The organism is Massilia polaris (assembly GCF_012927275.1).
GTDB lineage: Bacteria > Pseudomonadota > Gammaproteobacteria > Burkholderiales > Burkholderiaceae_D > Telluria_A > Telluria_A polaris.
In genome coordinates this window covers 26,366-51,654 of sequence record NZ_JABBGG010000005.1, presented here as the reverse complement: position 1 = coordinate 51,654, position 25,289 = coordinate 26,366, and the positions used below count along the sequence as shown (strand labels likewise).

The 25,289-nt window shown below is 63.2% G+C and carries 25 protein-coding genes; 9 read left to right on the top strand and 16 right to left on the bottom strand.

Annotated features, from left to right (window positions below):
* Positions 1-3: 3 nt before the first annotated feature.
* The 5 genes from astD to HHL21_RS09910 form a co-directional block, all read right to left on the bottom strand.
* Positions 4-1,470, bottom strand: coding sequence for a succinylglutamate-semialdehyde dehydrogenase (gene astD / locus HHL21_RS09930; protein WP_169465274.1), 1,467 nt, complete (start codon positions 1,468-1,470; stop codon positions 4-6).
* Positions 1,463-2,497: an arginine N-succinyltransferase gene (astA, locus tag HHL21_RS09925; RefSeq protein ID WP_169465272.1), complete on the bottom strand. Its 1,035-nt coding sequence runs from the start codon at positions 2,495-2,497 to the stop codon at positions 1,463-1,465. Before astA ends, astD begins: the two co-directional genes overlap by 8 nt.
* A 15-nt stretch (positions 2,498-2,512) precedes the next feature.
* Positions 2,513-3,544, bottom strand: coding sequence for an arginine N-succinyltransferase (locus tag HHL21_RS09920; RefSeq protein WP_169465270.1), 1,032 nt, complete (start codon positions 3,542-3,544; stop codon positions 2,513-2,515).
* Positions 3,545-3,603: 59 nt separating this feature from the next.
* Positions 3,604-4,854, bottom strand: a complete 1,251-nt coding sequence (gene astC, locus HHL21_RS09915; protein ID WP_169465268.1) for an acetylornithine/succinylornithine family transaminase — start codon at positions 4,852-4,854, stop codon at positions 3,604-3,606.
* Positions 4,855-5,169: 315 nt separating this feature from the next.
* Entirely contained in the window at positions 5,170-6,117 is a 948-nt protein-coding gene (locus tag HHL21_RS09910; protein WP_169465266.1) for a GlxA family transcriptional regulator, read from the bottom strand.
* Positions 6,118-6,291: 174 nt separating this feature from the next.
* Here HHL21_RS09910 and HHL21_RS09905 point away from each other — a divergent pair, with 174 nt between their 5' ends.
* The 3 genes from HHL21_RS09905 (at position 6,292) to HHL21_RS09895 (ending at position 7,955) form a co-directional block, all read left to right on the top strand.
* Positions 6,292-6,744, top strand: a complete 453-nt coding sequence (locus HHL21_RS09905; protein WP_169465264.1) for a MarR family winged helix-turn-helix transcriptional regulator — start codon at positions 6,292-6,294, stop codon at positions 6,742-6,744.
* Positions 6,745-6,758: 14 nt separating this feature from the next.
* On the top strand, positions 6,759-7,043 hold the full coding sequence (locus HHL21_RS09900; protein ID WP_169465262.1) for a hypothetical protein: 285 nt from the start codon (positions 6,759-6,761) through the stop codon (positions 7,041-7,043).
* 78 nt (positions 7,044-7,121) lie between these two features.
* On the top strand, positions 7,122-7,955 hold the full coding sequence (locus HHL21_RS09895; protein WP_169465260.1) for an HDOD domain-containing protein: 834 nt from the start codon (positions 7,122-7,124) through the stop codon (positions 7,953-7,955).
* A 248-nt stretch (positions 7,956-8,203) separates the two neighbouring features.
* On the opposite strand, the gene secF is transcribed toward HHL21_RS09895, so the two are convergent.
* The 5 genes from secF to queA form a co-directional block, all read right to left on the bottom strand.
* On the bottom strand, positions 8,204-9,226 hold the full coding sequence (secF, locus tag HHL21_RS09890; RefSeq protein WP_169465258.1) for a protein translocase subunit SecF: 1,023 nt from the start codon (positions 9,224-9,226) through the stop codon (positions 8,204-8,206).
* A gap of 25 nt (positions 9,227-9,251) precedes the next feature.
* A complete protein-coding gene (secD, locus tag HHL21_RS09885; protein ID WP_169465256.1) occupies positions 9,252-11,123 on the bottom strand; it encodes a protein translocase subunit SecD in 1,872 nt (623 codons plus the stop codon).
* A 55-nt stretch (positions 11,124-11,178) separates the two neighbouring features.
* Positions 11,179-11,511, bottom strand: a complete 333-nt coding sequence (gene yajC, locus HHL21_RS09880; RefSeq protein ID WP_169465254.1) for a preprotein translocase subunit YajC — start codon at positions 11,509-11,511, stop codon at positions 11,179-11,181.
* A 140-nt stretch (positions 11,512-11,651) separates the two neighbouring features.
* A complete protein-coding gene (gene tgt, locus HHL21_RS09875) occupies positions 11,652-12,791 on the bottom strand; it encodes a tRNA guanosine(34) transglycosylase Tgt (protein ID WP_169465252.1) in 1,140 nt (379 codons plus the stop codon).
* A 6-nt stretch (positions 12,792-12,797) separates the two neighbouring features.
* Positions 12,798-13,820, bottom strand: a complete 1,023-nt coding sequence (gene queA / locus HHL21_RS09870; protein WP_169465250.1) for a tRNA preQ1(34) S-adenosylmethionine ribosyltransferase-isomerase QueA — start codon at positions 13,818-13,820, stop codon at positions 12,798-12,800.
* 82 nt (positions 13,821-13,902) lie between these two features.
* Between queA and recG the strand changes: the two genes are divergently transcribed.
* Positions 13,903-15,954 carry an ATP-dependent DNA helicase RecG gene (gene recG / locus HHL21_RS09865; protein WP_169465248.1) on the top strand — a complete coding sequence of 684 codons (2,052 nt, stop codon included), beginning with the start codon at positions 13,903-13,905 and terminating at the stop codon, positions 15,952-15,954.
* Here recG and HHL21_RS09860 read toward each other — a convergent pair.
* The 5 genes from HHL21_RS09860 to HHL21_RS09840 form a co-directional block, all read right to left on the bottom strand.
* Positions 15,951-16,970, bottom strand: a complete 1,020-nt coding sequence (locus tag HHL21_RS09860; RefSeq protein ID WP_169465246.1) for a Gfo/Idh/MocA family protein — start codon at positions 16,968-16,970, stop codon at positions 15,951-15,953. The genes recG and HHL21_RS09860 overlap by 4 nt on opposite strands.
* 9 nt (positions 16,971-16,979) lie before the next feature.
* The gene (locus tag HHL21_RS09855; RefSeq protein ID WP_169465244.1) at positions 16,980-17,183 is read right to left on the bottom strand and encodes a hypothetical protein; all 204 of its coding nucleotides are present in this window, start codon (positions 17,181-17,183) and stop codon (positions 16,980-16,982) included.
* A 39-nt stretch (positions 17,184-17,222) separates the two neighbouring features.
* Entirely contained in the window at positions 17,223-18,023 is an 801-nt protein-coding gene (locus tag HHL21_RS09850; protein WP_169465242.1) for a DUF3025 domain-containing protein, read from the bottom strand.
* A 5-nt stretch (positions 18,024-18,028) separates the two neighbouring features.
* Entirely contained in the window at positions 18,029-19,078 is a 1,050-nt protein-coding gene (gene pyrC / locus HHL21_RS09845) for a dihydroorotase (protein WP_169465240.1), read from the bottom strand.
* Between the two features lie 97 nt (positions 19,079-19,175).
* Positions 19,176-19,826, bottom strand: a complete 651-nt coding sequence (locus HHL21_RS09840) for a hypothetical protein (RefSeq protein ID WP_169465238.1) — start codon at positions 19,824-19,826, stop codon at positions 19,176-19,178.
* Between the two features lie 201 nt (positions 19,827-20,027).
* Here HHL21_RS09840 and HHL21_RS09835 point away from each other — a divergent pair, with 201 nt between their 5' ends.
* Both HHL21_RS09835 and HHL21_RS09830 read left to right on the top strand, forming a co-directional pair.
* Positions 20,028-20,270 (top strand): type II toxin-antitoxin system Phd/YefM family antitoxin, encoded by a 243-nt coding sequence (locus HHL21_RS09835; protein ID WP_169465236.1) that lies wholly within the window; start codon positions 20,028-20,030, stop codon positions 20,268-20,270.
* Positions 20,267-20,530, top strand: a complete 264-nt coding sequence (locus tag HHL21_RS09830; protein WP_169465234.1) for a Txe/YoeB family addiction module toxin — start codon at positions 20,267-20,269, stop codon at positions 20,528-20,530. The genes HHL21_RS09835 and HHL21_RS09830 overlap by 4 nt, the downstream gene beginning before the upstream one ends.
* Positions 20,531-20,539: 9 nt before the next feature.
* On the opposite strand, the gene HHL21_RS09825 is transcribed toward HHL21_RS09830, so the two are convergent.
* Positions 20,540-21,265 carry an amino acid ABC transporter ATP-binding protein gene (locus tag HHL21_RS09825; RefSeq protein ID WP_169465787.1) on the bottom strand — a complete coding sequence of 242 codons (726 nt, stop codon included), beginning with the start codon at positions 21,263-21,265 and terminating at the stop codon, positions 20,540-20,542.
* Between the two features lie 226 nt (positions 21,266-21,491).
* On the opposite strand from HHL21_RS09825, the gene HHL21_RS09820 reads away from it, so the two are divergent.
* From HHL21_RS09820 to HHL21_RS09810, 3 genes are all read left to right on the top strand, one after another.
* The gene (locus HHL21_RS09820; RefSeq protein WP_169465232.1) at positions 21,492-22,751 is read left to right on the top strand and encodes a dicarboxylate/amino acid:cation symporter; all 1,260 of its coding nucleotides are present in this window, start codon (positions 21,492-21,494) and stop codon (positions 22,749-22,751) included.
* Positions 22,752-22,895: 144 nt separating this feature from the next.
* Complete coding sequence (locus HHL21_RS09815) at positions 22,896-24,182, top strand: metal-dependent hydrolase family protein (protein WP_169465230.1); 1,287 nt, start codon at positions 22,896-22,898, stop codon at positions 24,180-24,182.
* A gap of 17 nt (positions 24,183-24,199) precedes the next feature.
* Positions 24,200-25,276 carry a type II asparaginase gene (locus HHL21_RS09810; protein ID WP_169465228.1) on the top strand — a complete coding sequence of 359 codons (1,077 nt, stop codon included), beginning with the start codon at positions 24,200-24,202 and terminating at the stop codon, positions 25,274-25,276.
* The last annotated feature ends 13 nt before the right edge of the window (positions 25,277-25,289 follow it).

Genomic DNA, 25,289 nt, shown 5'->3' with positions numbered 1-25,289 from the left:
GTCCTAGAGGGCCAGGCCAGGCGACAGCTTGGCCGGCAGCGCCAGTTCATCGGTCTCGATCGACGCGACCGGATAGGCGCAGTAGTCGGCGGCGTAATAGGCGCTAGGACGATGGTTGCCGGACTTGCCGACGCCGCCGAACGGTGCGCTGCTTGCCGCGCCAGTGGTCGGGCGGTTCCAGTTGACGATGCCGGCGCGTGCCTTCACCGAGAACCGCTTCCACAGCGCTTCGTCGTTCGACAGCAGCGCCGCGGCCAGGCCGAATTCGGTCGCGTTGGCGACCTTGATCGCGCTGTCGAAGTCCTTGACGCGGACGATCTGCAGCAAGGGTCCGAACCATTCTTCGTCGGCAATGCCCTTGGCGTTGGTCACGTCGACGATGCCGGCGGTGACGAAGCCTGCGTTCGGATCGAGCTGCTTCATCCGCAGCAGCACGGCGCCGCCCTTGGCGGCCATGTCGGCCTGCGCCTGCACCAGGCGCCCAGCGACGGCGCTTGAGACGACGGGTCCCATGAACGGCTGCGGATCGGCGTCCGGCGCGCCGAGGGTCAGCTTTGCGGCCACTTCCACCAGGCGCTTGATGAACGCCTCGCCTGCGGGCGAGTCCTGCACGACCAGGCGGCGCGCGCAGGTGCAGCGCTGGCCGGCCGAGATAAATGCCGACATCACGGCGTGGTGGACGGCCGCGTCGACGTCCTTCACATCCCACACCACCAGCGGATTGTTACCGCCCATTTCCAGCGCCAGCATCTTGCCCGGCTGGCCGCCGAACTGCTTGTGCAGCGCGACGCCGGTCTGGCAACTGCCGGTGAACAGCACGCCATCGACATCGGCCTGGCCCAGCGCGACGCCGGTATTGCGGCCGCCGTTGACCAGGTTGATCACGCCCTTCGGCAGGCCGGCCTTTTCCCACAGCTGCACGGTCTTGACGGCGGTGCGCGGCGCGTACTCGCTCGGTTTGAACACCACCGTGTTACCGGCGATGAGCGCAGGGACGATATGCCCGTTCGGCAGGTGGCCAGGGAAGTTATAAGGGCCAAACACGCCGAACACGCCATGCGGGCGGTGGCGCAGCACGGCATTGCCGTCGGCGACCTTGGCCGCGGTTGCGCCGGTGCGCGCGCCGTAGGCCTGTACCGAGATATCGACCTTGTTGGCCATGGTCGTCACTTCGGTGCGCGCTTCCCACATCGGCTTGCCGACTTCTTCGGCGATCGTCTTCGCCAGGTCCTCGGCGTTTTCCTTCAGCAGGTCGCGGAAGCGGTTGCAGACGGCGATGCGCTCGTCCAGCGAGGCCATCGCCCAGCTGTCGAAGGCGCCGCGTGCGGCCTCTACTCCGCGCGCCACGTCGCTCGGTGTCGATTCCTTGCTGGTCCAGGTCTGGCGGCCGCTGGCCGGGTCGATGGTCGCGAGATCCGCGCCGCTGCCGGCTTCCCACTCGCCGTTGATGTAGTTGCTCAGGTTAGACATGTACGTTCTTCCTTACATTGAGTGACAGCGTGCGAACCTGGTCGCCGCCTTGGCAGTGCAGCAGCGCCAGCTCGTCGGCTGTCAGGGCGATCTTGCCCTGCACCGGCGCGGCGCTTGCCACGATCATCCGGAAATCATGCAGCGTGGTGTTCGACACCAGGGTCGGCTCGCCCGCCTGGTGAGGCATCGCTGCGTCGGCCACGACCACGATGCTGTCGCGCATCGCACGCAGTTCTGACACGCGCGCCTGCAGCACCGGCCCGGCGTCGAAGATGTCGACGTAGCCCTCGTAGTGCATCCCTTCCTGCTCGAGCAGCCTGCGCGCAGGAGCGGTCGATGTATGCACCTTGCCGATCACTTCGCGCGCATCGTCCGGCAGGTAGTCGACGTACAGCGGCTGGCGCGGCATCAGCTCGGCGATGAAGGACTTCTTTCCCAGCGCGGTCAGGTTGTCGACGTGGTTGAAGTCCATCTTGAAGAAGTGGCGGCCGAGGCCTTCGTAGAATGGCGAGCGGCCGTCGTCTTCCTGGTAGCCGCGCATCTCGGCGATCAGCTTCTCGGTGAACAGGTGCGGGAACTGCGCGATGAACAGGAAGCGGCTCTTCGACAGCCACTTGCCGTTGTTACCGATGCGGTAATCCGGATGCAGGAACAGCGAGCACAATTCGGTGGAACCGGTCAGGTCGTTCGACAGGTACATCGTCTCCATGCGCGTGAACACATCGAGCTCGCGGCTCGAATGCACCAGCGTGCCAATGCGGTAGTTATAGAACGGCTCGTCCAGCCCGACCGCGCCCTTGATCGCGCAAACGCCGGCCATGCGGCCGTTGCTGGTGTCCTCCATGACGAACATGTAGTCGCGCTTTTCGGGCGCGATGGTCTCGGCGAACGACTGCACGGCCACGCTGACGCGGTCGCCCAGCATCTTGCGGTCCGGCTTCAGGGTCGTCATGCCGCTGCCGACCTGGGCCGCCATGTCGAGCAAGGCTTCGAGGTCGCTGGCGGTGATTGCGCGTACTACTAGCATAGGTTTATCGCTCACTTAGATTCTGACGCAAATGACGTTGTCGCCCTGCGCGACCATCAGCGCCGCCAGTGCGGACGCCGGCAACTGCACGGTGTCGAGCGCCTCGGCCGACGGACAGGCGACGGTAATGGCGCGGAAGTTCTGCTCGCTGCTGGCGGCCACCACGTAATCGACCATCGCATCGCTGGCGGCGCCGGGTTCTGCTTCGGCGGCGCGGCGCACCATCGAACCGCTGAAAGTGCGCAGCGAGTTCTTGTGGGCCTGCAGGATCGGGCCGCCGTCGAAGATATCGATGTAGTCGTCGGCCTCGAAGCCCTCTTCGGTCAGCAGGCTGAAGGCCAGCTCGCCGTCAGGGTGGATCTGGCCCATCGCCGCCTGCGCGGCGCCCGGCAGCAGCGGCACGTACACCGGGTAATGCGGCATCAGTTCGACGATCAGGGTGCGGTTGCGCGCGCCCCCGATGACGCGCTCGGCGTCGAGGAAATCCATCTTGAAGAATTTGCGGCCCAGCGCATCCCAGAACGGCGACTGGCCGCGGCTATCGGTGATGCCGGCCAGCGGCACGAAGAAACGGTCGCCGAAGCGGTGCGGCGCGAGCACGGCAAACAGCAGGCGTGCGCGCGACAGCAGCGCCGCTTCCATGCCCGCCTGTTCGCGGTTGTTGATGTAGTAGCCGGACAGCTGCGAGTAAGCGGTCAGCTCGGAGCACAGGGTCAGCGCGTGCACACTGTGGCTGATGTTCAGGTCGCGCGACACCTGCTGGATCACGTCGTTACGGAACGAGAAGTAGGTGCCGTTCGAGCCTGCGGACGCATGGATCGCGGCGGTGCCGACGATGTCGCAAGTGGCCGTTTCCTCGAGCACGAACATGTACGACTCCTCGCTCGGGATGTCGACATGGGCCGCGAAGGACGCGATCGAACGCTCGACCGACGCGGCGATTTCGCCGTGCGTCTTCGGCAGGGTATGCACGCCGGGCATGGTCACCGCGGCCAGCTTTTCGAGGCTGGCGATATCCGTAAGTTCGACCGGACGGACAACAAACATGTGAACTCCTAAAGTGCGTGCGGATGCCGGCGCGCTTTGGCTGCGCGCCGGCGGGGGTATTACTTGGCCGGTGCCGGATTGAGCATCGCGTCGATCGCTTCGCGCATGATGCGGTCGGCGGTGGCGATCTGCTCGTCCGAGACGATCAGCGCAGGCGCCAGGCGCACCACGTCGGGGCCGGCGATCAGCAGCATCAGGCCGATCGCTTCGCAGGACCTGGTGAAGTCCTTGGCACGGCCCTTGAAGCCTTCGGCCAGCGGCAAGCCAATCAGCAGGCCGCTGCCGCGCACCTTGCCGAACACCTGCGGGTAGTCGGCGGACAGCTTGTCGAGGTTGGCGAAGATTTTGGCCGACGCTTCTTTCACGCGCGCCAGGAAGGCAGGATGGTTGATGGTCTCGATGACGTTCAGCGCGACGGTCGCCGCCAGCGGGTTGCCGCCGTAGGTGGTGCCGTGCGAGCCGACGCCGAAGTGGTGCGCGATCTCGTTGGTGGTCAGCATGGCGCCGATCGGATAGCCGTTGCCCAGTGCCTTGGCGCTGGTCAGGATGTCCGGGGTCACGCCCATGCCCATGTAGGCATACAGCTCGCCGGTGCGGCCGACGCCCGACTGCACTTCGTCGAAGATCAGCAGCGCGCCGGTGTTGTCGCAGAACTCGCGCAGCGCCTTCAGGTAGTCAGGATTGCCCGGGATGACGCCGCCCTCGCCCTGGATAGGCTCGACGATCACCGCGCACACGTCGTCGCCGATGGCAGCGCGGGCCGCTTCGATATCGTTGTACGGGATGTGCTCAAGCTGCTGCGGCAGCGGCTCGAAGCCCTCGGTGTACTTTGGCTGGCCGCCGACGGACACGGTGAACAGGGTACGGCCGTGGAACGACGACAGGCAGGACACGATGCGCGATTTGTGCGCGCCGAACTTGGTGTGCGCGTACTTGCGCGCCAGCTTCAGCGCGCCCTCGTTCGCCTCGGCGCCCGAGTTGCAGAAGAACGCGCGGTCGGCGAAGGTCGCCTCGGTCAGTGCCAGCGCGAGGCGCAGCACCTGCTCGTTGGTGTAGCCGTTGCCCAGGTGCCAGACCTTGTGCATTTGCTGGGTCAGCGCATCGATGATGGCCGGATTGCAATGGCCGAGGCTGGTGACGGCGATACCGGAAGTGAAATCGAGGTAATGCTTGCCGGCCTGGTCCCACAGATCGAGTCCGGAAGCGCGCACGGGCACCATGGCTGCGGGTGCGTACGTCGGAACCAGGACCTCGTCGAAAGTTTCCCGGGTAACAGCCCGGGTAGTAAGACCGGCATCATTTGCTTTCATGGCATTCCTCGTTGAAGTTAAGGGTCGCGCCCGGCCCAACAGCGAGGCGCGTTTGGGCCATTATAGGAAACGCAGCGACAAAACTCTTTTCAACAAGCGACAGCCATTTTCACTTTTGCTCACACAAAATTGCCCCGAAAATCGGGGTCCGTCCCCGGGGACAGACCCCGGGGACGGCCCCCAAAGCCTTTTGAAACATTTCTGCTTCGAAGTATTTCGAACAGTCAGGGCGGACCGGGGAACGCTGACCCCGAATTTATGGGAAGTTGACAGACTTTAGTGACCTGGGGTCCGTCCCCGGGGACGGACCCCGATTTAGTTGGTGCCGCTGAGCTTGCGCTGGCGTTCTTCGCGGGGGGTGTTGCCGAACAGGGCGCCGAACGCGGTCGAGAAGTGCGAGCCGCTGGAGAAGCCACACATCAGCCCAACTTGCACGATCGAATTGTTGGTGCTCTGCAGCAGCTGGCGCGCGCGCTGCAGCCTTAGCTCCAGGTAGTAGCGCGATGGCAGGCTGCCGAGGTATTGCTTGAACAGACGCTCGAGCTGGCGCCGCGATATGCCCACCAGGTTGGCAATGTCGTCCGTCGACAGCGGCTCTTCGATGTTGGCTTCCATCAGCGATACCGCTTCGGTCAGCTTCGGCTGCAAGGTGCCGAAGCGCGCTTGCAGCGCGACCCGTTGCCGCTCGTCCTTGCCGCGCACCCGCTCAATGCATAGCTGTTCCTTGATCTGGGCCTGGATGCCCGCCCCGAATATCGCCTCGACCAGCGTCAGCGCGAAGTCGATGCTGGCCGCGCCGCCGCAGCAGGTCAGGTGCGCGCCGTCGATTTCGAACAGGTTCGGCGTGAATATCGTGTGCTCGTCGACCGAGTCGGCGTCGGGATACAGCGACCACGGCAGCGCGGTGCGCACCCCCGCCAGCACGCCTGCGTCGGCCAGCCAGAGGACACCGGCACCGACCCCGCCCCAGAACGCGGCCGAGCGGCAGCGCTCAATCACGACGCGGATGTTGCCAGGCTTGAGCGCGGCCTGCGCTTCGTCAGCAACCAGCAGCACCAGCTGCCAGTGGCGTTGCACATCGGTGGTGAATTTGTCGGGACTGCGGACATCGACGTGCAGCCGGTCCGGCCCGAGCAGCTTGGCGGCGAGCCGCAGCGGCTGGTACAGGCCTGCCCAGCTGAGCGAGTCGGGCTCGCCGGCATGGATCAGCAGGACGCGCAGCGGCTTCTCCTGCGCAAGGCGGGAGAGGTCAGCGGACGGCATCGGACTGCGGCAGGCGTGTCATTTACTCAGTGGAAGGAGCGCTCACAGCGGCTCAGGATTGCGTGGCTCATATCATACCGGAGATCAATAGCCGCGGTCTGGTCCGGCCCTCGTTTTCCTCCCGCCACGCGGGGCGCAACTGCGATCGGGCGCGGCCAGCTATAATTGCTTCCCATGGGTGAACGATATCTAAAGAGTGTGCGGCTGCTGGCGGAATGCCTGCAAGGCTTCGAGCGTTTCTCCGGCGAATCGGTCCGCGCTTGCGGTTTGACCCATGCCCAGTTCGATATCATCGCCACACTCGGCAACACGGCGGGCATGACGTACAAGGAGCTGGGCGAGCGCACCCTGATTACCAAGGGCACCCTGACCGGCGTGATCGATCGGCTGGAGCAGAAGGGCCTGGTTGCACGCGAGCAGAGCAGCGAAGACAAGCGTTCGTTCTTCGTGCGCCTGACGCCGACAGGCGAGGATACGTTCCGCCAGGCCTTCCCGGTGGTTGTGGCGCACGGCAAGAAGCTGTTCGAGACGTATTCGGACGCCGATTTTGAAGCGCTGGATGCGTCCTTGCTCAGGCTGAGGCAGCTCATTGCCGGCGCCGGCGCTGCCGCTTCCCCTAATTCATGAATAGAGAATAAAAAATGCTAAAAACTACCCTGCTCGACGGCGTCCAGCCTGCAAAATTCGATACGCAAATCACCGGCAACCTGCTGCTTGAGTCGGTGTCGCCCGATGAAGTGCGCGCGGAAAAGATGGTGATCGGCGTGCGCAACGACGATGGCGAGATCTACCGCCTGATCGGCGCGACCAAGATGAACAGCTACGTCAACGCGGTCGAAGAGCTGGACGACATGGAACTGGTCGATGAGCTGGCCGACCTGGAAGAGACCCGCGAAGGCTGCGACGCCATCTTTGGCGAGGCCTGAGCGGCAAGCTGGTCGCAAAAAAATGCCGCAAGGCATTTTTTTCGGTGGAAGGCTTGTTTACTGGGGTAAAATTTCCACATGGACAGACTTGAAGCCTTCAAAAGCCTTGCCGCCGAGGCCAGCCGCGGCGAACTGACGTTTCCGACCAATCTCGATGCCACGCTGAAGCTCCAGCGCGCGCTGGACGATCCGGACTGCGATACCGAGACCGCGGCGCGCCTGGTCCAGGCCGAACCCCTGCTTGCCGCGCGCGCCGTGGCGATCGCCAACTCGGTCGCCTATAACCGTTCCGGCAACGAAATCACCAACGTGCGCGCCGCCATCCAGCGCGTCGGGTTCCGTACGCTCAATGCGCTGGTCGCGGCAGTCATCGTGCGCCAGCTCGACAGCAAAATCACCGATCCGCACCTGCGCGCCATGGCCGACCAGCTGTGGCGCCACTCCACCCACGTTGCCGCGCTGGCGCAAGTCATCGCGCGCCGCGTCACCCATACCGACCCCGACACCGCGCTGTTCGCGGGCATCGTGCATGAAGTTGGCAGTTTCTACGTGCTGTCGCGCGCCGAGGAGTTCCCCGGCCTGCTCGATGGCGAACCGGGCGAGTGGATCGAGTTCGGCGAAACCGCCGTCGGCCGCGGCGTGCTGGGCAAGCTCGGCGTGCCGTCGACCGTGACGGACGCGATCGAAGCGATGTGGCACGGCCTGCGCGCGCTGCCGCCGGAATCCCTGGGCGATACCCTGCTGCTGGCCAATGACCTGGCACAGGTGCCCTCCCCGCTGCACGTGCGCCCCGGCGCCACCTCCCAGCAATCCGCCGCGACCATCGACTTCGTCATCGGCGAGGGCAGCCTGCAAAGCATCCTGGACGAATCCGCCGAGGAAGTGCGCAGCCTGGCATCCGCCCTGCTGTAACACCGTCCGGGCAAAAAAACGCCCGCTACGAGAGCGGGCCAAGTCCAAAACTAGGGATGTCCTGAAAGAGACAGTGCCACTTTAACGCCATGGCGAATGCCACTCTGTGCGTGAACGCACACAATTTGCACTTAAGTGTCAGGATAAGTTGCGCGAATCGCGCTGGGAAGCTTGCGCGCCGGAAGGAAACGGGCGTTTCCCTCCGTTAATGGCGCGCAAAGTGCCGGCCCGCGAGGACCGACCAATTGTTACACGACGGCGCCGTCCGTCTCGTCTTTCTGGACCACCGGCTTGATCAAGTCTTCACGCTTGACGCCCAGCCACATGGCGATTGCCGCCGCCACGAACACCGACGAGTAGATACCGAAGCAGATACCGATGGTCAGCGCGATCGCGAAGTAGTGCAGGGTCGAGCCGCCGAACAGCAGCATCGACAGCACCATCATCTGGGTACAACCGTGGGTGATGATGGTACGCGAGATGGTGCTGGTGATCGCGTTGTCGATCACTTCGGTCACGGTGGCCTTGCGCTGCTTGCGGAAGTTTTCGCGGATCCGGTCGAAAATAACCACCGATTCGTTGACCGAGTAGCCCAGCACCGCCAGCACCGCGGCCAGCACGGTCAGCGAGAATTCCCACTGGAAGAACGCGAAGAAGCCGAGGATGATGACCACGTCGTGCAGGTTGGCGATAATCGCCGACACTGCGTACTTCCATTCGAAGCGGATGGCCAGGTAGATCATCACGCCGATGATCACCATGATCAGTGCGTTCAGGCCGTTCTGCGCCAGTTCCTCGCCAACCTGCGGGCCGACGAATTCGACCTTCTGCAGTTTCACCGATTCCGCGCCGGCGGCAGTGAAACAGCCCGACTTGGCCACTGCTTCGCCCTTGGCGCTGACGGTGTTGACTTGCCGGGTGCTACCGCCTTCGACCTTGCATAGCGCGTTGAACACCAGCTGCGAACCGGTCGCGCCGCTGACGGTCTTGACGATCGGCAGACGCAGCATGACGGTCTGGGCATTGCCGAAGCTGGTCACTTCAGGGTGCTCGTAGCCGAGCTTGATCAGCTCGCCGCGAATCTGTTCCTGGTTGGCCGCGTGCGGGTATTGCAGTTCCATCACGGTGCCGCCCTTGAACTCCACCGAGAGGTGCAGGCCCTTGGTCGCGATGAAGAAGACGGCGGCCACGAAAGTCAGTGCTGAAATCACGTTGAAAATCAACGCGTTCCGCATGAAGGGAATATCTTTCTTGATTCGGAAAAATTCCATCTTGAATCCTGTACGTGAGTTCTAGTTATTCTTTGACCGACAGGCCAGGAGCCCAGACGGTGCCGATCGATACGGTCGACAGCTTCTTCTTGCGGCCATACCAGAGGTTCACCACGCCGCGCGAAACGAACACGGCCGAGAACATCGAGGTCAGGATGCCGAGCACGTGCACGACAGCGAAGCCGCGCACCGGACCGGAGCCGAATGCCCACAGTGCGATACCGACGATCAGGGTGGTGACGTTCGAGTCGAGAATGGTTGCCCATGCGCGGTCGAAGCCGGCCGAGATCGATGCCTGCGCCGTGTTGCCCGATCGCAGTTCTTCGCGGATGCGCTCGTTGATCAGCACGTTGGCGTCAATCGCCATACCCAGCGCCAGCGCGATTGCCGCGATACCCGGCAGGGTCAGCGTGACCTGCATCAGCGACAGCAGGGCCAGCAGGAACAGCAGGTTGGACGCCAGCGCCAGAACACTGAAGACGCCGAACAGGTGGTAGTAGATGATCATGAAGATGGCGATCGCGACGAAGCCGTACACGGTCGAGTACAGGCCCTTGGCGATGTTCTCGGCGCCCAGCTGCGGGCCGATCACGCGTTCTTCGATGAATTCCATTGGGGCCGACAGCGCGCCCGAGCGCAGCAGCAGCGCCAGTTCGGTCGACTTCTCGGCGCTGCCCATGTTGGTGATCTGGAACGAGCTGCCCAGTTCGCTCTGGATGGTCGGCGCCGACAGGATCGTGTACTTGCCCTTTTCCTTCAGCAGGATCGCCATCTTGTTGCCGACGTTGTCGCGGGTGGCGAGGCGGATCTTGCGGCCGCCGTCGCCGTTCAGGTCGAGGCTGACGGCTGGCTGCTGGTTCTGGTCGAAGCTGGCAACGGCGCTGGAGATGTAGTCGCCGGTCAGGATCACGTCTTTCGACACGACCAGCGGGCCGCCCTGCTCCGGCCCGAACAGTTCCGAGTTCAGCGGAATGGTCGCAGCCGATTCGGTGCCTGGCACCACCGACTTGTCGACCATGCGCAGTTCCAGCGTGGCGGTGCGGCCAATGATGTCTTTCGCGTGGGCGACGTCCTGCACGCCTGGCAGCTGGATCACGATGCGGTCCGGGCCCTGCTGCTGGATGATCGGTTCCGACACGCCCAGTTCGTTGATACGCTTGGACAAGGTCGAGATGTTCTGCTTGACGCCGTCTTCGACGGTGCGCTTGAGCGCGTCCGGCTTGAGGGTGACGACCAGTTTCAGGTCCTCGCCTTCGCCGGAGTCGGCAAACGCCAGGTCGGCCATCTGGCCGGCCAGCGCGTCGCGGGCGGCGCTGCGGGTGGCAGCGTCGCGGAATTTGATTTCGATACGGCTGCCGACGCGCTCGATGCCCGTGTGGCGGATATTCTTGTCGCGCAGGGTGCTGCGCGCGCTTGCCTGGATGCCCTTGACCTTGGTCTCCAGCGTCGCCGCTGCATCGACCTGGAGCAGGAAGTGCACGCCGCCGCGCAAGTCGAGGCCGAGGTTCATCGGCAGCGCGCGGACCGCCTGCATCCACTTCGGCACATTCTTCACCAGGTTGACGGTGACGATGTAGTCCGGATCGACAGGGTCGCGGTTGAGCGCGCGTTCAAGGGCCAGCTTGGCCTTGAACTGGTCGTCGGTGCTGCGGAACAGCGCGCGCACGGAGCTGCTGCTGCCGGTCCCGTCCTGGCTGATGCCGTCGGTCGCGATCCCGCTCGATTTCAGCGCCGACTCGACCTGGGCCGCGGTGTCGCTGGTGATCTTCATGGTTGCCTTGCCGGTGGTGACCTGCAGGGCTGGCGATTCGACGAAGTAGTTAGGCGCCGTGTACAACGCGCCCAGCAACAGCGCGACGGCGATCAGGACGTATTTCCAGACGGGATAGCGATTCATAGTTTTCCAGCGTTCGATGTTGAGCAGCAGGGCGGCTTATGGCCGCCCGTCAGGCTTACAGGGACTTGATGGTGCCTTTTGGCAGCAGCGTGGTGACCGAGTGCTTCTGCACGACGATCTCGGTGGTCGCAGCAATTTCAACGGTCACGTAGGTGTCGTTGACCTTGATAACCTTGCCCAGGATGCCGCCGGCGGTGATCACTTCGTCGCCCTTGGCCAGTGCGTCCATCATGGCCTTCGCCTCTTTGGCGCGCTTCTGCTGCGGACGGATCATGAGGAAGTACATGACCACGAACATCAGGATCAATGGCAGGAAGGTCGACAGGCTGCCCATCAGGCCAGGATCTGCTGCTGGGGCGGCTTGTGCGTAAGCGTTGGAAATAAACACGGTGACTCCGTTTGTTAGTTAGTCAGTGAAAAAAAGTAGCGCTGTATTCTAGCACCGGCTGGGATGATGCAAGTCATTCAAGCCATGTTGTGGCCGTAATTCTCATTGCAAGTATTTACAAATAAAGTAAAACGTCGGCGTTAAATTCCCCGCGCCCGCTCCGCATTGAACTGCAAACGGAACGCGTGGAAGCGGTCCTCATCAATCGCGTCGCGCATATCCTGCATCAGCTGCAGGTAGTAATGCAGGTTGTGGATCGTATTCAAGCGCGCGCCCAAAATCTCCTTCGAGCGGTGCAGGTGGTGCAGGTAAGCGCGCGTGAAGTTCTGGCAGCAGTAGCAGCCGCAGGTCTCGTCCAAGGGCGTGTCGTCTTCCTTGTAGCGCGCGTTCTTGATCTTGATGTCGCCGAAACGCGTGAACAGCCAGCCGTTGCGGGCATTCCGGGTCGGCATCACGCAGTCGAACATGTCGACGCCATTCGCCACGCCTTCGACCAGGTCTTCCGGGGTACCGACGCCCATCAGGTAGTGCGGCTTATTCTCAGGCAGTTTCGGGCCGATATGCGCCATGATGCGCATCATGTCTTCCTTCGGCTCGCCGACCGACAGGCCGCCGATCGCCAGGCCCGGGAAGTTGATGTTCTCGAGGCCTTCGAGCGACTCATCGCGCAGCTTCTCGTACATGCCGCCCTGGACGATGCCGAACAGCGCGTTCGGGTTCTCGCCCGCCTTGAACTCATTCATCGAACGCTGGGCCCAGCGCAGCGACATGCGCATCGACTTGGCCGCTTCTTCGGACGTGGCCGGGCGGCCGTCGATTTCGTACGGCGTGCATTCGTCGAACTGCATCACGATGTCGGAATTGAGCGACTTCTGGATCTGCATCGAGATTTCCGGCGACAGGAACAGTTTGCTGCCGTCGATCGGCGAGGCGAACTTGACGCCTTCTTCGGTAATCTTGCGCATCGCGCCCAGGGAAAACACCTGGAAGCCGCCGGAGTCGGTCAGGATCGGGCCGTTCCAGCCCATGAAGCCATGCAGGCCGCCGAACTTGTCGAGCACCTGCGTGCCCGGGCGCAGCCACAGGTGGAAGGTGTTCCCGAGGATGATCTGCGACTTGATTTCCTTCAGTTCGAGCGGCGACATCGCCTTGACCGAGCCATAGGTCCCGACCGGCATGAAGATCGGCGTTTCGATGGTGCCGTGATTGACCTTCAGGCGGCCGCGGCGCGCGTGCGACAGGCCGCTGGTGTCCTTTTTCAGGAGTGTAAATTCGAGCATCGTGTCCTACTTGTTCAGTGTGGTGAGCAGCATGGCGTCGCCATAGCTGAAAAAACGGTATTCATTGGCGATCGCGTGGGCATAGGCCGCGCGGATCTCGTCGTACCCTGCGAAGGCCGACACCAGCATCAGCAGCGTCGATTTCGGCAGGTGGAAGTTGGTCACCAGCCGCGTCACTGTCTTGAACGTGTAGCCCGGCGTGATGAATAGGCTGGTGTCGGCGCTGCCGGCCGAAAGTATCCCCGACTGCGACGCCGATTCGAGCGCGCGCAGGCTGGTGGTGCCGACTGCGACCACGTCGCGGCCAGCGGCTTTCGCGGCGCGAACCGCATCCACGGTCGCCTGCGGCACGGTGTACCACTCGGTGTGCATCTTGTGCTCGGCCAGCGCCTCGACCCGCACCGGCTGGAAGGTGCCGGCGCCGACGTGCAGCGTGACGAAGGCGAAGTTGACGCCCTTGTCCTTCAGTTTGGCCAGCAGCGCTTCGTCGAAGTGCAGGCCGGCGGTCGGCGCCGCCACTGCGCCCGGCTCTTTCGAGTACACCGTCTGGTAGCGGGTCTCATCGAATTCGTCGGCGTCGTGTTCGATGTACGGCGGCAGCGGCAGGCGGCCGTGCGCTTCGATCAGGTCGAACACATCGCCTTCGAACGTCAAGGTGAAGAACTCGCCCGCGCGTTCGCCGGCGGTCACCTCGAAGGCGTCGGCCAGGCGCATCTTCGTGCCCGGCTTGGGCGACTTCGATGCGCGCACCTGCGCCAGCACGGTGCGGTTGTCCAGCACGCGCTCGACCAGCACCTCGACATTACCGCCGGTCTCCTTGACGCCGAAAAAGCGCGCCTTGAGCACGCGCGTGTCGTTCATCACCAGCAGGTCGCCCGGCTGGAGCAGGCCGACGATGTCGGCGAAGCCGCGGTCGATGAGCTGCGCGCCGTCGAGATGCAGCAGGCGCGAGGCGCTGCGGTCCGGCAGCGGCAGCTGTGCGATACGCTCGGGCGGCAGGTTAAAATCGAAATCGGAAAGCGAGTACATTCTGCAAATTCTGGAAAAATGGATAACGAGGGCCTTACAATAGCGCTTACGCACAAAGGGCAACCCTCTATTTTACCGCGATATGCCCTCAACTAAACCGAAAACGGCGCCAAAAACCAACGAAAGCAAGCTCGCGCGGCTCGGCCTGCGCAGCGACATGGACCTGGTGCTGCACCTGCCGATGCGCTACGAGGACGAAACCCAGGTGGTTTCGATCCGCGAAGCCTGCCTGCGCGGCGGCCACGTGTCGCAGGTCGAAGGCGTCGTGACCAAAAATGAAACCAGCTTCCGGCCGCGGCGCCAGATGCTGGTGACGATCGCCGACGAAACCGGCGACGTCCTGCTGCGCTTCATGAACTTCTACGGCAGCCAGACCAAACAGCTGGCCGAAGGAACGCGCGTGCGCGCCCGCGGTGAGCTCAAGCACGGCTTCTTCGGCGCCGAGATGGTGCACCCTGCGTACAAGGTCATCAACGAAGGCGCCCCGCTGCCAACGGCGCTAACGCCAGTCTACCCCTCCGGCGAAGGACTGTCGCAAGCGATTTTGCGGCGTGCGATTTCGGACGCGATGAAACGCGTCGACTGGCGCGACACCTTGCCGCCAGCCCTGCTCAAGCGCATGCAGCTGTCGAATTTCGAGCCTGCGGTCAAGCTGCTGCACTACCCGCCGCAGGAAGTCGACCCGAACGCGCTGGTCGACCGTTCGCATCCGGCCTGGGTGCGGATGAAGTTCGACGAACTGCTGGCGCAGCAGCTGTCGCTCAAGCGCGCGCAGGTCGCACGCCGCAGCAAAGGAGCACCGGTGCTGGATGCGGTCGGCACGCTGTCCGACGCCTTCATGCGCGCCCTGCCGTTCAAGCTGACCGGCGCGCAGCAGCGCGTGCTGAAGGAGATCCGCGCCGACCTGACACAGGCGTTCCCGATGCAGCGCCTGCTGCAGGGCGACGTCGGCAGCGGCAAGACGATTGTCGCGGCGCTGGCGGCCGCGCAGGCCATCGACAGCGGCTACCAGGCCGCGCTGATGGCGCCGACCGAGATTCTCGCTGACCAGCACTTCCGAAAAATCGCCGCGTGGCTGGAACCCTTGGGCGTGAAGGTTGCGTGGCTGACCGGCAGCCTGAAGAAAAAGGACAAGCTGGCCGCGACCGCGCTGGTCGAATCGGGCGAAGCCCACCTGATCATCGGCACGCACGCGCTGATCCAGGACACCGTGCAGTTTGCGAAGCTCGGACTGGTGATCGTCGACGAACAGCACCGCTTCGGGGTCGGCCAGCGCCTCACCTTGCGCAACAAAGGCGCACAGGGACGCACGCCGCACCAGCTGATGATGTCGGCCACGCCGATCCCACGCACGCTGGCGATGACTTACTACGCCGACCTCGAGGTATCGATCATCGACGAGCTGCCGCCCGGGCGCAGCCCGATCGTCACGCGCGCGATTGACCAGAACCGTCGCGACGAAGTCATCGAGCGCGTGCACGCGGCGGCGCAGGAAGGCCGCCAGGCCTACTGGGTCTGCCCGCTGATCGAGGAATCGGAAGCGCTGCAGCTGCAAACCGCGACCGACACCCACCTGATGCTGGCCGAAGCGCTGCCGGATTTGCAGGTGGGGCTGGTGCACGGGCGGCTCAAGCCGGCCGAGAAGCAGCAGGTCATGGACGCATTCGCGGCGGGCGAGGTTCATGTGCTGGTCGCGACCACCGTCATCGAGGTCGGAGTGGACGTACCGAATGCATCGCTGATGGTGATCGAGCACGCCGAGCGATTCGGCCTGTCGCAGCTGCACCAGTTGCGCGGGCGGGTCGGGCGGGGTTCCGCGGCCAGTGTGTGCCTGCTGCTGTATCAGAGCCCGCTGGGCAGCGTGGCGAAGCAGCGCCTGATGACGATGCGCGAAACCACCGACGGCTTCGAGATCGCGCGGCGCGACCTGGAGATACGCGGACCGGGCGAATTCCTCGGTGCGCGCCAGTCAGGACAGGCGATGCTGCGGTTTGCGGATCTGGAGACCGACCAGTGGCTGGTCGAGCGAGCGCGCGACGTCGCGCACTCGCTGCTGCATGAAGCCGATGACGACACCGTCGAAGCGCACCTCGCGCGATGGCTGGGCGGACGCGAGGAATTCTTGAAGGTTTAGATGTCCGCGCCGTCAGCCCAGCGCGCGGCGTCGGCCGCATAACGCAGGCCAATCTGTTCGCGGATCGTGTCGAGCACGCCCATCAGCGCCAGCGTTTCGTCGAGCGGCATGCGCGGGCTTTCCAGCAGCCCTTCCTTGAGACAGCGCCCAGCTTCCACCGCTTCGTAGGCATAGCCGTTACCAGCGTACGGCGTCGGCACCGTACGCGAAGTCCCGTCCACCAGCGACACGCTGATCGACGGCGCGCGATGGAACATGGTATTCATCCGAACATGCCCAAGGTCGCCCGACACCGTCAGCTCCGCCGGCGTGCGCGCCTGGATCGAGCAGCTGCACACCGACATGCCGCCGCCTTCATGCTTCAGCACGAAACCAGTCTGCACGTCGACGCCGGTGGCGCCGATTTCGGCCTGCGCCTGCACCGATGCCACCGGGCCGAGCAGGTACGCGGCAATCGACAGCGGATAAATGCCAAGGTCCAGCAGCGCGCCGCCACCCAGTTCCGGATTAAGCAGGCGATGGTCGTTATCGACTGCCGCAGTGAATCCGAAGTCCGCGCTGACCTGCCGCGGCTTGCCGATCTCGCCCGACGCGATAATGCGCCGCACTTCGTCGACCGCCGGCAGGTAGCGCGTCCACATCGCTTCCATCAAAAACAGCTTCTTGGAACGGGCCAGCGCCACCACTTGCTCGGCTTCGCGCTTGTTCATGGTGAACGGCTTCTCGCACAGTACGGCCTTGCCGCCTTTGAGCGCCATGATCGCGTTCTCGGCGTGCATGGGGTGCGGCGTTCCGATGTAGACGATATCGACGTCCATCGCGTTGGCGACTTCCTCGTACGAGCCGAAGCAGGCGCGGTCCGGAAGTGCGAAATCGGCGCCGAAGGCCAGCGCGCTGTCCATCCGGCGCGATCCGACCGCTGCCAGCACCGCTCCGGGCGTGTCCTTCAGCGCTGTCGCAAAAGCGCGCGCAATTTTCCCGGTACCGATAATTCCCCAGCGAACCTCGTCAGCCATATTTTTTCCTTATTCAACCTTCGTCAGTTCGACGCCGTCAACAACCATTTTCCAGTCGCGTCCATCGCGGTACGGCGGTTTGCTGACGACAAAGGTCGACCGCACCACGCTCACGCCCGCATCGAAATTATCGCCGTTAAAGCCCTTCAGCTCGATATTCAGGTCGACCGATTTGCCTTCCTTGTTCCGCTCCCAGGGAGAGCGGAAGCGCATTTTCCAGTATCGGCGCGAACATTGACACTGTCAAACATGTCAGGAGGCGGTGCTGGTTCGCTTTGGCCGGAACACGCTCGCGTCGGCATAAAAATCGCCATCCTGCCCTTCATACCAGCCGGGGATGCCGAGCACCGGCAGCGGCGTAAAGGATGCTGTCGTGAGGTCATCCGCTGCCAGTTCCGCCGCCACGGCCTCGTCGATCCAGGCGCGCTGCGCATTCCAATCCAGCGCGAAGTAAGCGTCGGGAGCCACGATAACGCGCGTGTGCGCGGTGATGGCTTTGCGCGGCGCGACCAGCTTTTCCATCAGCGCGTGGCCGAACAGCCAGGGTTGGACATCCACTCCGAACTGAGCGCGCCGTCCGAACAGCGCTTCGGTCCAGCGATGTCCGCGCAGCGCGTCGACCAGTTCACGCGCGGCGGCGCTATCGCGCACTACCAGCAGCGCTGCGTTCTCATCGAAGATGGTCGCCGCATCGCGGGCCGGGCCACGCGATTTGCCCACGCCGGCCAGCGCGATCTGCGCCGCCTGCAAGGCATTGAGCCGCTGTTTGATACGCGGGAAGGTGAGCCACACCAGCCCATTGAAGAAGTCATGCAGGTTGTCGCGCGTCGGCACGCATCCGGTGGCGCCGATGAATTGTTCGTAGGCCAGCCCTTCCGGCAGGTCCGACTGGGGCACGAAGCGCACCGGCAGTCCGGCTGCGTTGCGCAGGTCGAGGCCAGCAGCGCCAGCATTCAGCGCATCGCCGACGCTGCCCGCATCGTTATCGATGCGGGCGAAGGCCGGACGCACCGAGTCATACCAGCGGCGCGTCCAGTCGATCTGCTCCAGCATGTGGATTAGATCATCTTCCAGTTGATCGACTCGCCGCCGTTGAGCGGGACCAGCTGCGAATCGGCCAGCGGCACCGTTTCAGGCAGGGTCCAGGTTTCACGCTTGAGCGTGACAGTCTCGGTATTGCGCGGCAGTTCGTAGAAGTCCGGGCCGTAGAAGCTGGAGAAGGCTTCAAGCTTGTCGAGCGCGCCGGCGCGTTCGAATGCCTCGGCGTACAGCTCCATCGCGTGCAGCGCGGTGTAGCAGCCGGCGCAGCCGCAGCTGGTTTCCTTGGCGCCGATGGCGTGCGGCGCCGAGTCGGTACCGAGGAAGAAGCGTTCGTCGCCGCTGGTCGCAGCCGTTACCAGCGCCAGGCGGTGTTCTTCGCGCTTGAGCACCGGCAGGCAGTAGTAATGCGGGCGAATGCCGCCCTTGAAGATCTCGTTGCGGTTGTAGAGCAGGTGGTGCGCGGTGATGGTTGCCGCGATCGGGCCTTCGGCTTCGGCCACGTACTGGGCCGCGTCCTTGGTGGTGATGTGCTCGAACACGATCTTCAATTCCGGGAAGTTCTTACGCAGCGGGCGCATGACGCGCTCGATGAAGACAGCTTCGCGGTCGAACAGGTCGATGTCCTGGTCCGTCACTTCGCCGTGCACGAGGAACGGCATGTCGAGTTCCTGCATGACTTCCAGCGTCTTGTGGCAGCGCGCCAGGTCGGTGACACCGGCGTCGGAATTGGTGGTGGCGCCTGCCGGGTACAGCTTGACCGCGTGGACGAAGCCGCTGTCTTTGGCGCGGCGGATCTCGTCCGGATCGGTGTTGTCAGTCAGGTAAAGCGTCATCAGCGGCTCGAAGCTCATGCCGGCGGGAAGCGCGGCCAGGATGCGCTCGCGGTAGGCCTGGGCCATCGCGGTGGTGGTGACTGGCGGGCGCAGGTTCGGCATCACGATGGCGCGGGCGAACTGGCGCGCTGTATGCGGCAGCACGCTGGCCATTGCCGCGCCGTCGCGCAGGTGCAGGTGCCAGTCGTCGGGACGGGCGATCGTCAGGCTTTGGGGCGTTTCGAGGATGGACATGGCGGCTTTCGGAAAACGAATCCCGCCATTTTACCTGCTCGCTTTTGATCGGGTGCCGCTTGTCCCGCTCCCGGCGGACGAACTTTCCTGTTTGCCATTAATTCGGCGGACATGGGACCTCTTTGGCGACGCGCCCCTGCGACCTGTACGCCTCGGCCATGATGGTGTGATTGTCCAGCGCGGCATGGCACTTCGACCCACCGGAACCGGTTACCCTGCTCATGCGCCGGCCATCGGGCAGTATGTATTCTTTGATGGTGATGCCACGTGGCTTGTAAGCAGCTTCGATGCCCTTGGCAAGGGCAGACTGGTATGTCGGCGGGCCATTGATGCCGGCGCGCTGCGTCTTGGCGAGCTCACGCTCGACCTTAACGAGATCCCGTTTGGCCTGGTGCGTCAGGTCGACCGCAGGCGCTGGCTCGCCGACTATCAGCACATCAGGGACGTCGGCGGCTATTTCGAGGTCGTTGGCACGCGCGGTGTGCTGTTCGGCATGGACCGCCTCGCGTGTTGGCGTGCGGATCCGTTCACGCGTCGTTGGCCGGGGCGATCGGGTCAGCGCCGGAGGACGCACTGCTTCGGCGATTGGAGGAAGGATTAGAAGGACAGGATCGGACCAGACGGCGTCTTTCTCCGGCCGCGGCTTTACAGCCGTGAACGCGAATATCGCAAGCAGGTGAGCAGCCGCTACAAAGGCGAGAGCGGTCTTATGGCGAAATCCGGCGCCATTTAGTTGAAGCTCACTCAAAATTCAAAGACATTATTAACCCGGGATGGCATGCCGTCGTTCAAGCAGCCGAGTGTATTTAAGCGGTGTAAAAGCGTCAACACAAAAGTCTTGTCGATGGGCATTTACCCGTTGAGCATGAGGGAGCAGAGGACGCTTGTCCGGACCGTTTGACATCCCGTACGTTAAAGCGTACGTTTGATGTTTTGAAGGTAACTGATCATGGAAACCATTTCTGCGAGCAAAGCGCGCGCCAACCTGTACGAGCTTATCGATGAAACGGCCGCAAGCCATGCGCCGGTAACAATTACGGGCAAACGCAATGATGCCGTCCTCGTGTCCGCCCAAGACTGGGCGGCGATACAGGAAACCTTGTTTTTGCTCTCTGTCCCAGGAATGCGGGAATCCATTCGGGAGGGTATGGCAACACCCATTGATGACTGCACGACCGAACTCAAGTGGTGAGCTGGCGGGTAGTATTCACCAAACAGGCCGCGAAAGATGCAACGAAGCTCGCACGGGCAGGTTTAAAACCGAAAGCGCAAGAACTTCTCGAAATTCTGGCCGTCGATCCCTTCCAGTCCCCACCGCCGTGTGAAAAGCTGGTCGGCGATCTCGCCGGCGCATATTCGCGCCGGATCAATATCCAGCATCGACTGGTATACCGGGTCCTTGCGAACGACATGACCGTACAAGTACTGCGAATGTGGACGCATTACGAGTAAAAGACCGCATCAATGAATAATCTTGGCCAGGAATTCCCGCGCCCGTTCCGCACGCGGGAGGGTAAAGAATTCCTCAGTCGGGCTATCCTCGACGATGCGGCCGTGGTCCATAAAGATGATCCGGCCCGCCACCTTGCGCGCGAAGCCCATCTCGTGGGTGACCACCATCATGGTCATGCCTTCCTGCGCCAGGCCGACCATCACGTCGAGTACCTCGTTGATCATTTCCGGGTCCAGCGCCGATGTCGGCTCGTCGAACAGCATCGCGATCGGGTCCATCGCCAGCGCGCGCGCGATCGCCACGCGCTGCTGCTGGCCGCCCGACAGCTGGCTCGGGAACTTGTCCTGCTGCGCCAGCAGGCCGACCCGGTCGAGATACCGGAGACCCTTTTCGGTCGCTTCGTCGCGCGTGCGGCCCAGCACCTTGACCTGCGCCAGCGTCAGGTTATCGCGTACCGACAGGTGCGGGAACAGCTCGAAGTTCTGGAACACCATGCCGATCCGGGCGCGCAGTTTGGACAGCTTGGTCCTGGGATCGCCGACCTGGACGCCATCGACCACCACTTCGCCCTGCTGGAACGGTTCGAGCCCGTTGACGGTCTTGATCAGGGTCGATTTGCCGGAGCCGGACGGCCCGCAGATGACGACGACGTCGCCTTTGGCGACGTGGGTGGTGCAGTCGGACAGCACCTGGAACTTGCCGTACCACTTGCTGACATTCTTTAGCTCGATCATGTTTTTGTTCATTTACCCAGGTCGTTAACGCCCCACCACAGCGCCTGATAGGCGAGCTTGACAGTACCCGCTGCCCCTAGGATACTGCCGGAACTTGCAAAATCATCAAATGCATCTGGCAAGTTCACTCACAAAATGACGCTATTTTGCCCGAGAACGCGCCGGGACAGGCAGTCCTTTCTTTTCCATATACGGTTCGACACCCTTACAGAAAGCGCAGCAGCACATGAATAATCGAAACCGCCTGACTATCTATATCCTCATCGGCCTAATCGCCGGTGTCGTCGTCGGCTTCCTGGCCAACGTCGGCATGCCAAATCCCGGGCAGTTCGCTGATTACATGTCGCTGATCTCGACCTTGTTCCTGCGCATGATTAAGATGATCATCGCGCCGCTGGTGTTCTCCACGCTGGTCGTCGGTATCGCCAAGATGGGGGACGCCAAGGAAGTCGGCCGCATCGGCGTCAAGGCGCTGGGCTGGTTCGTCATCGCCTCCGTCATCTCGCTGTCGCTCGGCCTGATCCTGGTGAACCTGTTCCGTCCAGGCGACGCGCTGACCGCAATGGTTCCAGCCGCCGACGCAGCTTCGGGTATCGCCACCACCGGCCTGACGCTGAAGGAATTCGTCACCCACCTGGTGCCTTCGTCGATCGTCGACGGCATGGCCAAGAACGAGATCCTGCAGATCGTCGTGTTCTCGCTGTTCTTCGGTACGGCAGCCGCCGCAGTCGGCCCGCGCGCCAATCCGATGATCGATGCGATCGACGGCGTCGCCCACGTCATGCTGAAAGTGACCGGCTACGTCATGAACCTGGCGCCGATCGCCGTGTTTGCAGCTGTCTCGGGCACTATCGCCAGCAAGGGCCTCGGCGTGCTATCGACCTTTGGCATCTTCATGGCCGAGTTCTACTTCGGCATCGTACTGCTGTGGATCGTGCTGACCATCGCCGGCTTCATGTTCCTGGGCCCGCGCGTGTTCGCCCTGCTGCGCGAACTGCGCGAGCCGACCCTGCTGGCTTTCTCGACCGCGTCGTCGGAAGCGGCATTCCCGAAAACCCTGGAAGGCCTCGAGCGTTTCGGCGTACGCAACCGCATCGCGGCGTTCGTGCTGCCGGTCGGTTACTCGTTCAACCTTGATGGCTCGATGATGTACTGCACCTTCGCCGTCGTGTTCATCGCGCAGGCCTACGGCATCGAGATGGACCTGTCGACCCAGATCGTGATGATGCTGGTGCTGATGCTGACCTCGAAGGGCATGGCCGGCGTGCCGCGCGCTTCGCTGGTGGTGATCGCCGCGACCCTGACCCAGTTCAACATCCCTGAAGCCGGCCTGCTGCTCCTGCTGGGCATCGACCACTTCCTCGACATGGCGCGTTCGGCCACCAACGTCATCGGCAACGGTATCGCTACCGCCGTCGTGGCCAAGTGGGAGAACGAACTGACCGATCCGATCAAGAAGGACCTGGCGACCGTGCCGCTGCCGTAAATACGGCGCTTCGGTCGGAACGCCACGGGGCGGGTATGCGGATAACGCATCCCGCCCCGTGTCTTTTGGTGAACGTTTTTATAAACTTTCCGTATTGAATCGTGTATGCTCTTTTGCCATTATCCCCTCCCAGGAGCACCAGATATGCAGAAGCTGTCCGCCTTGAGTCTTCTCTTCGCCGCCACCGGCCTCGCGCAGGCCGCCACCCAGACGATCGACTGCGGCCGCCTCCTGGACGTCAAGGGGGGAAAGTGGCTCGAGCGTGTCAGCGTGGTGGTCGAAAATGGCTCGGTCAAATCGGTCGGGCCGATGACCCAGGGCGCTGACCATATCGACCTGTCCAAACACGCCTGCATGCCCGGCTTTATCGACATGCACGTGCACCTGACCGGCGAGACGCAGAAGCAGGTCGACGCCCTGCGCGAGAGCATCAGCTTCGATCCGGCCGACCTGGCGTACCGCTCCGTGGTGTTCGCGGATCGCACCTTGAAGGCAGGCTTCACCACGGTGCGCGACCTCGGCGCCGCAGATGGCCTGAACGTATCGCTCAAGCGCGCCATCGCAAGCGGTACGATTCCAGGGCCACGCATGTTCACGGCCGGCAAATCGATCGCCACAACCGGCGGCCACGCCGACCCGACCAATAACTACTCGCGCCGCTTCAGCATGGCGCTCGGCACACCCGGGCCTGAAGACGGTGTCGTGAACAGCCCGGAAGAAGGCCGCCAGGCGGTGCGCGCGCGTTACAAGGAAGGCGCGGACCTGATCAAGGTCACCGCGACCGGCGGCGTATTGAGCCAGGCCCGCAGCGGAGAGAATTCGCAGTACACCGAGGACGAGCTGCGCGCCATCATCAGCACGGCGCGCGACTACGGCTTCCGCGTTGCGGCCCACGCTCACGGCGCCGAAGGCATGAAGCGCGCGGTGCGCGCCGGTATCGACTCGATCGAACACGGCACGATGATGGACGACGAGACCATCGCCCTGATCAAGAAGCACGGCACCTGGTACGTCCCGACCATCTCGGCCGGCCGCTACGTCGCCGACAAGGCAAAAGAAGCGGATTACTATTCGCCGCTGGTGCGCCCGAAAGCTGCTGCCATCGGCCCGCAGATCCAGGCCACCTTCGGCCGCGCCTACAAGGCCGGCGTGAAGATCGCCTTCGGAACCGATGCCGGCGTTTTCCCGCACGGCGAGAACGCCAGGGAATTCGCCTACATGGTCGAAGCAGGCATGCCGCCGCTGGAGGCGATCCGCTCCGCCACGCTGGGTGCGGCCGCCCTTCTCGACCAGGAAAAACGCCTCGGTTCGATCGAGCCTGGCTATGCTGCCGACATCATCGCAGTCAGCGGCGACCCGCTGCGCGACGTGACAATCCTGCAGCAAGTCCAGTTCGTGATGAAAGAAGGCGTCGTCTACAAGAAGCCATAATTTTTAAAGGAGATCGTATGTTGTTTCAAAAATCCGCGCAGTCGATGATTGCGCTGCTGGGCTTTATGGTTGCTGTCGCATCGGTGCATGCCGCCGATCCGAAACTGGCGAATGTCACCATCCTCGCAACCGGCGGCACCATCGCCGGCACCGGCGCTACCAGCACCACCACCGTGGGCTACACCGCGGCGACCGTCGGCGTGCAGACGCTGATCCAGGCCGTTCCTGAGATGACCAAGGTCGCCAACGTCAGCGGCGAGCAGGTATTCCAGATCGCCAGCGAGAACATGAGCAACGAGCACTGGCTGACGCTTGCCAAGCGCGTCAACACGCTGCTGGCTCAGAAGGACGTCCACGGCATCGTCATCACGCACGGCACCGACACGCTGGAAGAAACCGCGTACTTCCTGAACCTGGTCGTCAAGAGCAAGAAGCCGGTGGTGCTGGTGGGCTCGATGCGTCCATCGACCGCCATCTCGGCCGATGGCCCTGTCAACTTGTACAACGCGGTGGTGCTGGCTGCCAGCCCTGACGCGGTTGGCCGCGGCGTGCTGGTGTCGATGAACGACCAGATCCACGCAGGCCGCGATGTGTCGAAGTCGAATACCACGATGGTCGATACCTTCCGTACGCCGGAAATGGGCATGCTCGGTTATTTCCAGGGCGGGAAGCCGCTCTTCTATCGCCAGGTGGTGCGCAAACATACGACCGAGACCGAGTTCGATGTCAGCTCACTCACTGCGCTGCCGCAGGTTGATGTGGCTTACTCGTACGCAAACGTTGGTCCGACCGCGATCGATGCTTTGGTCGGCGCTGGCGCGAAGGGGCTGATCCACGCGGGTGTCGGTAACGGCAGCCTGCCTGCGAAGGTGCGTCCGGCGCTGTCGGCCGCGCGTGCGAAGGGCGTTCTGGTTGTGCGTTCGAGCCGCGTTGGCCAGGGCATCCTGGCGCGCAATGGCGAAGCGAACGACGATGAGCTGGACTTCGTTGTGGCGGATACGCTGAACCCGCAAAAGGCGCGCATCCTGCTGATGCTGGCGCTGACCAAGACGAATAACACCAAGGAAATCCAGCGGATGTTCTACACCTATTAAATCCGCGTTCGCG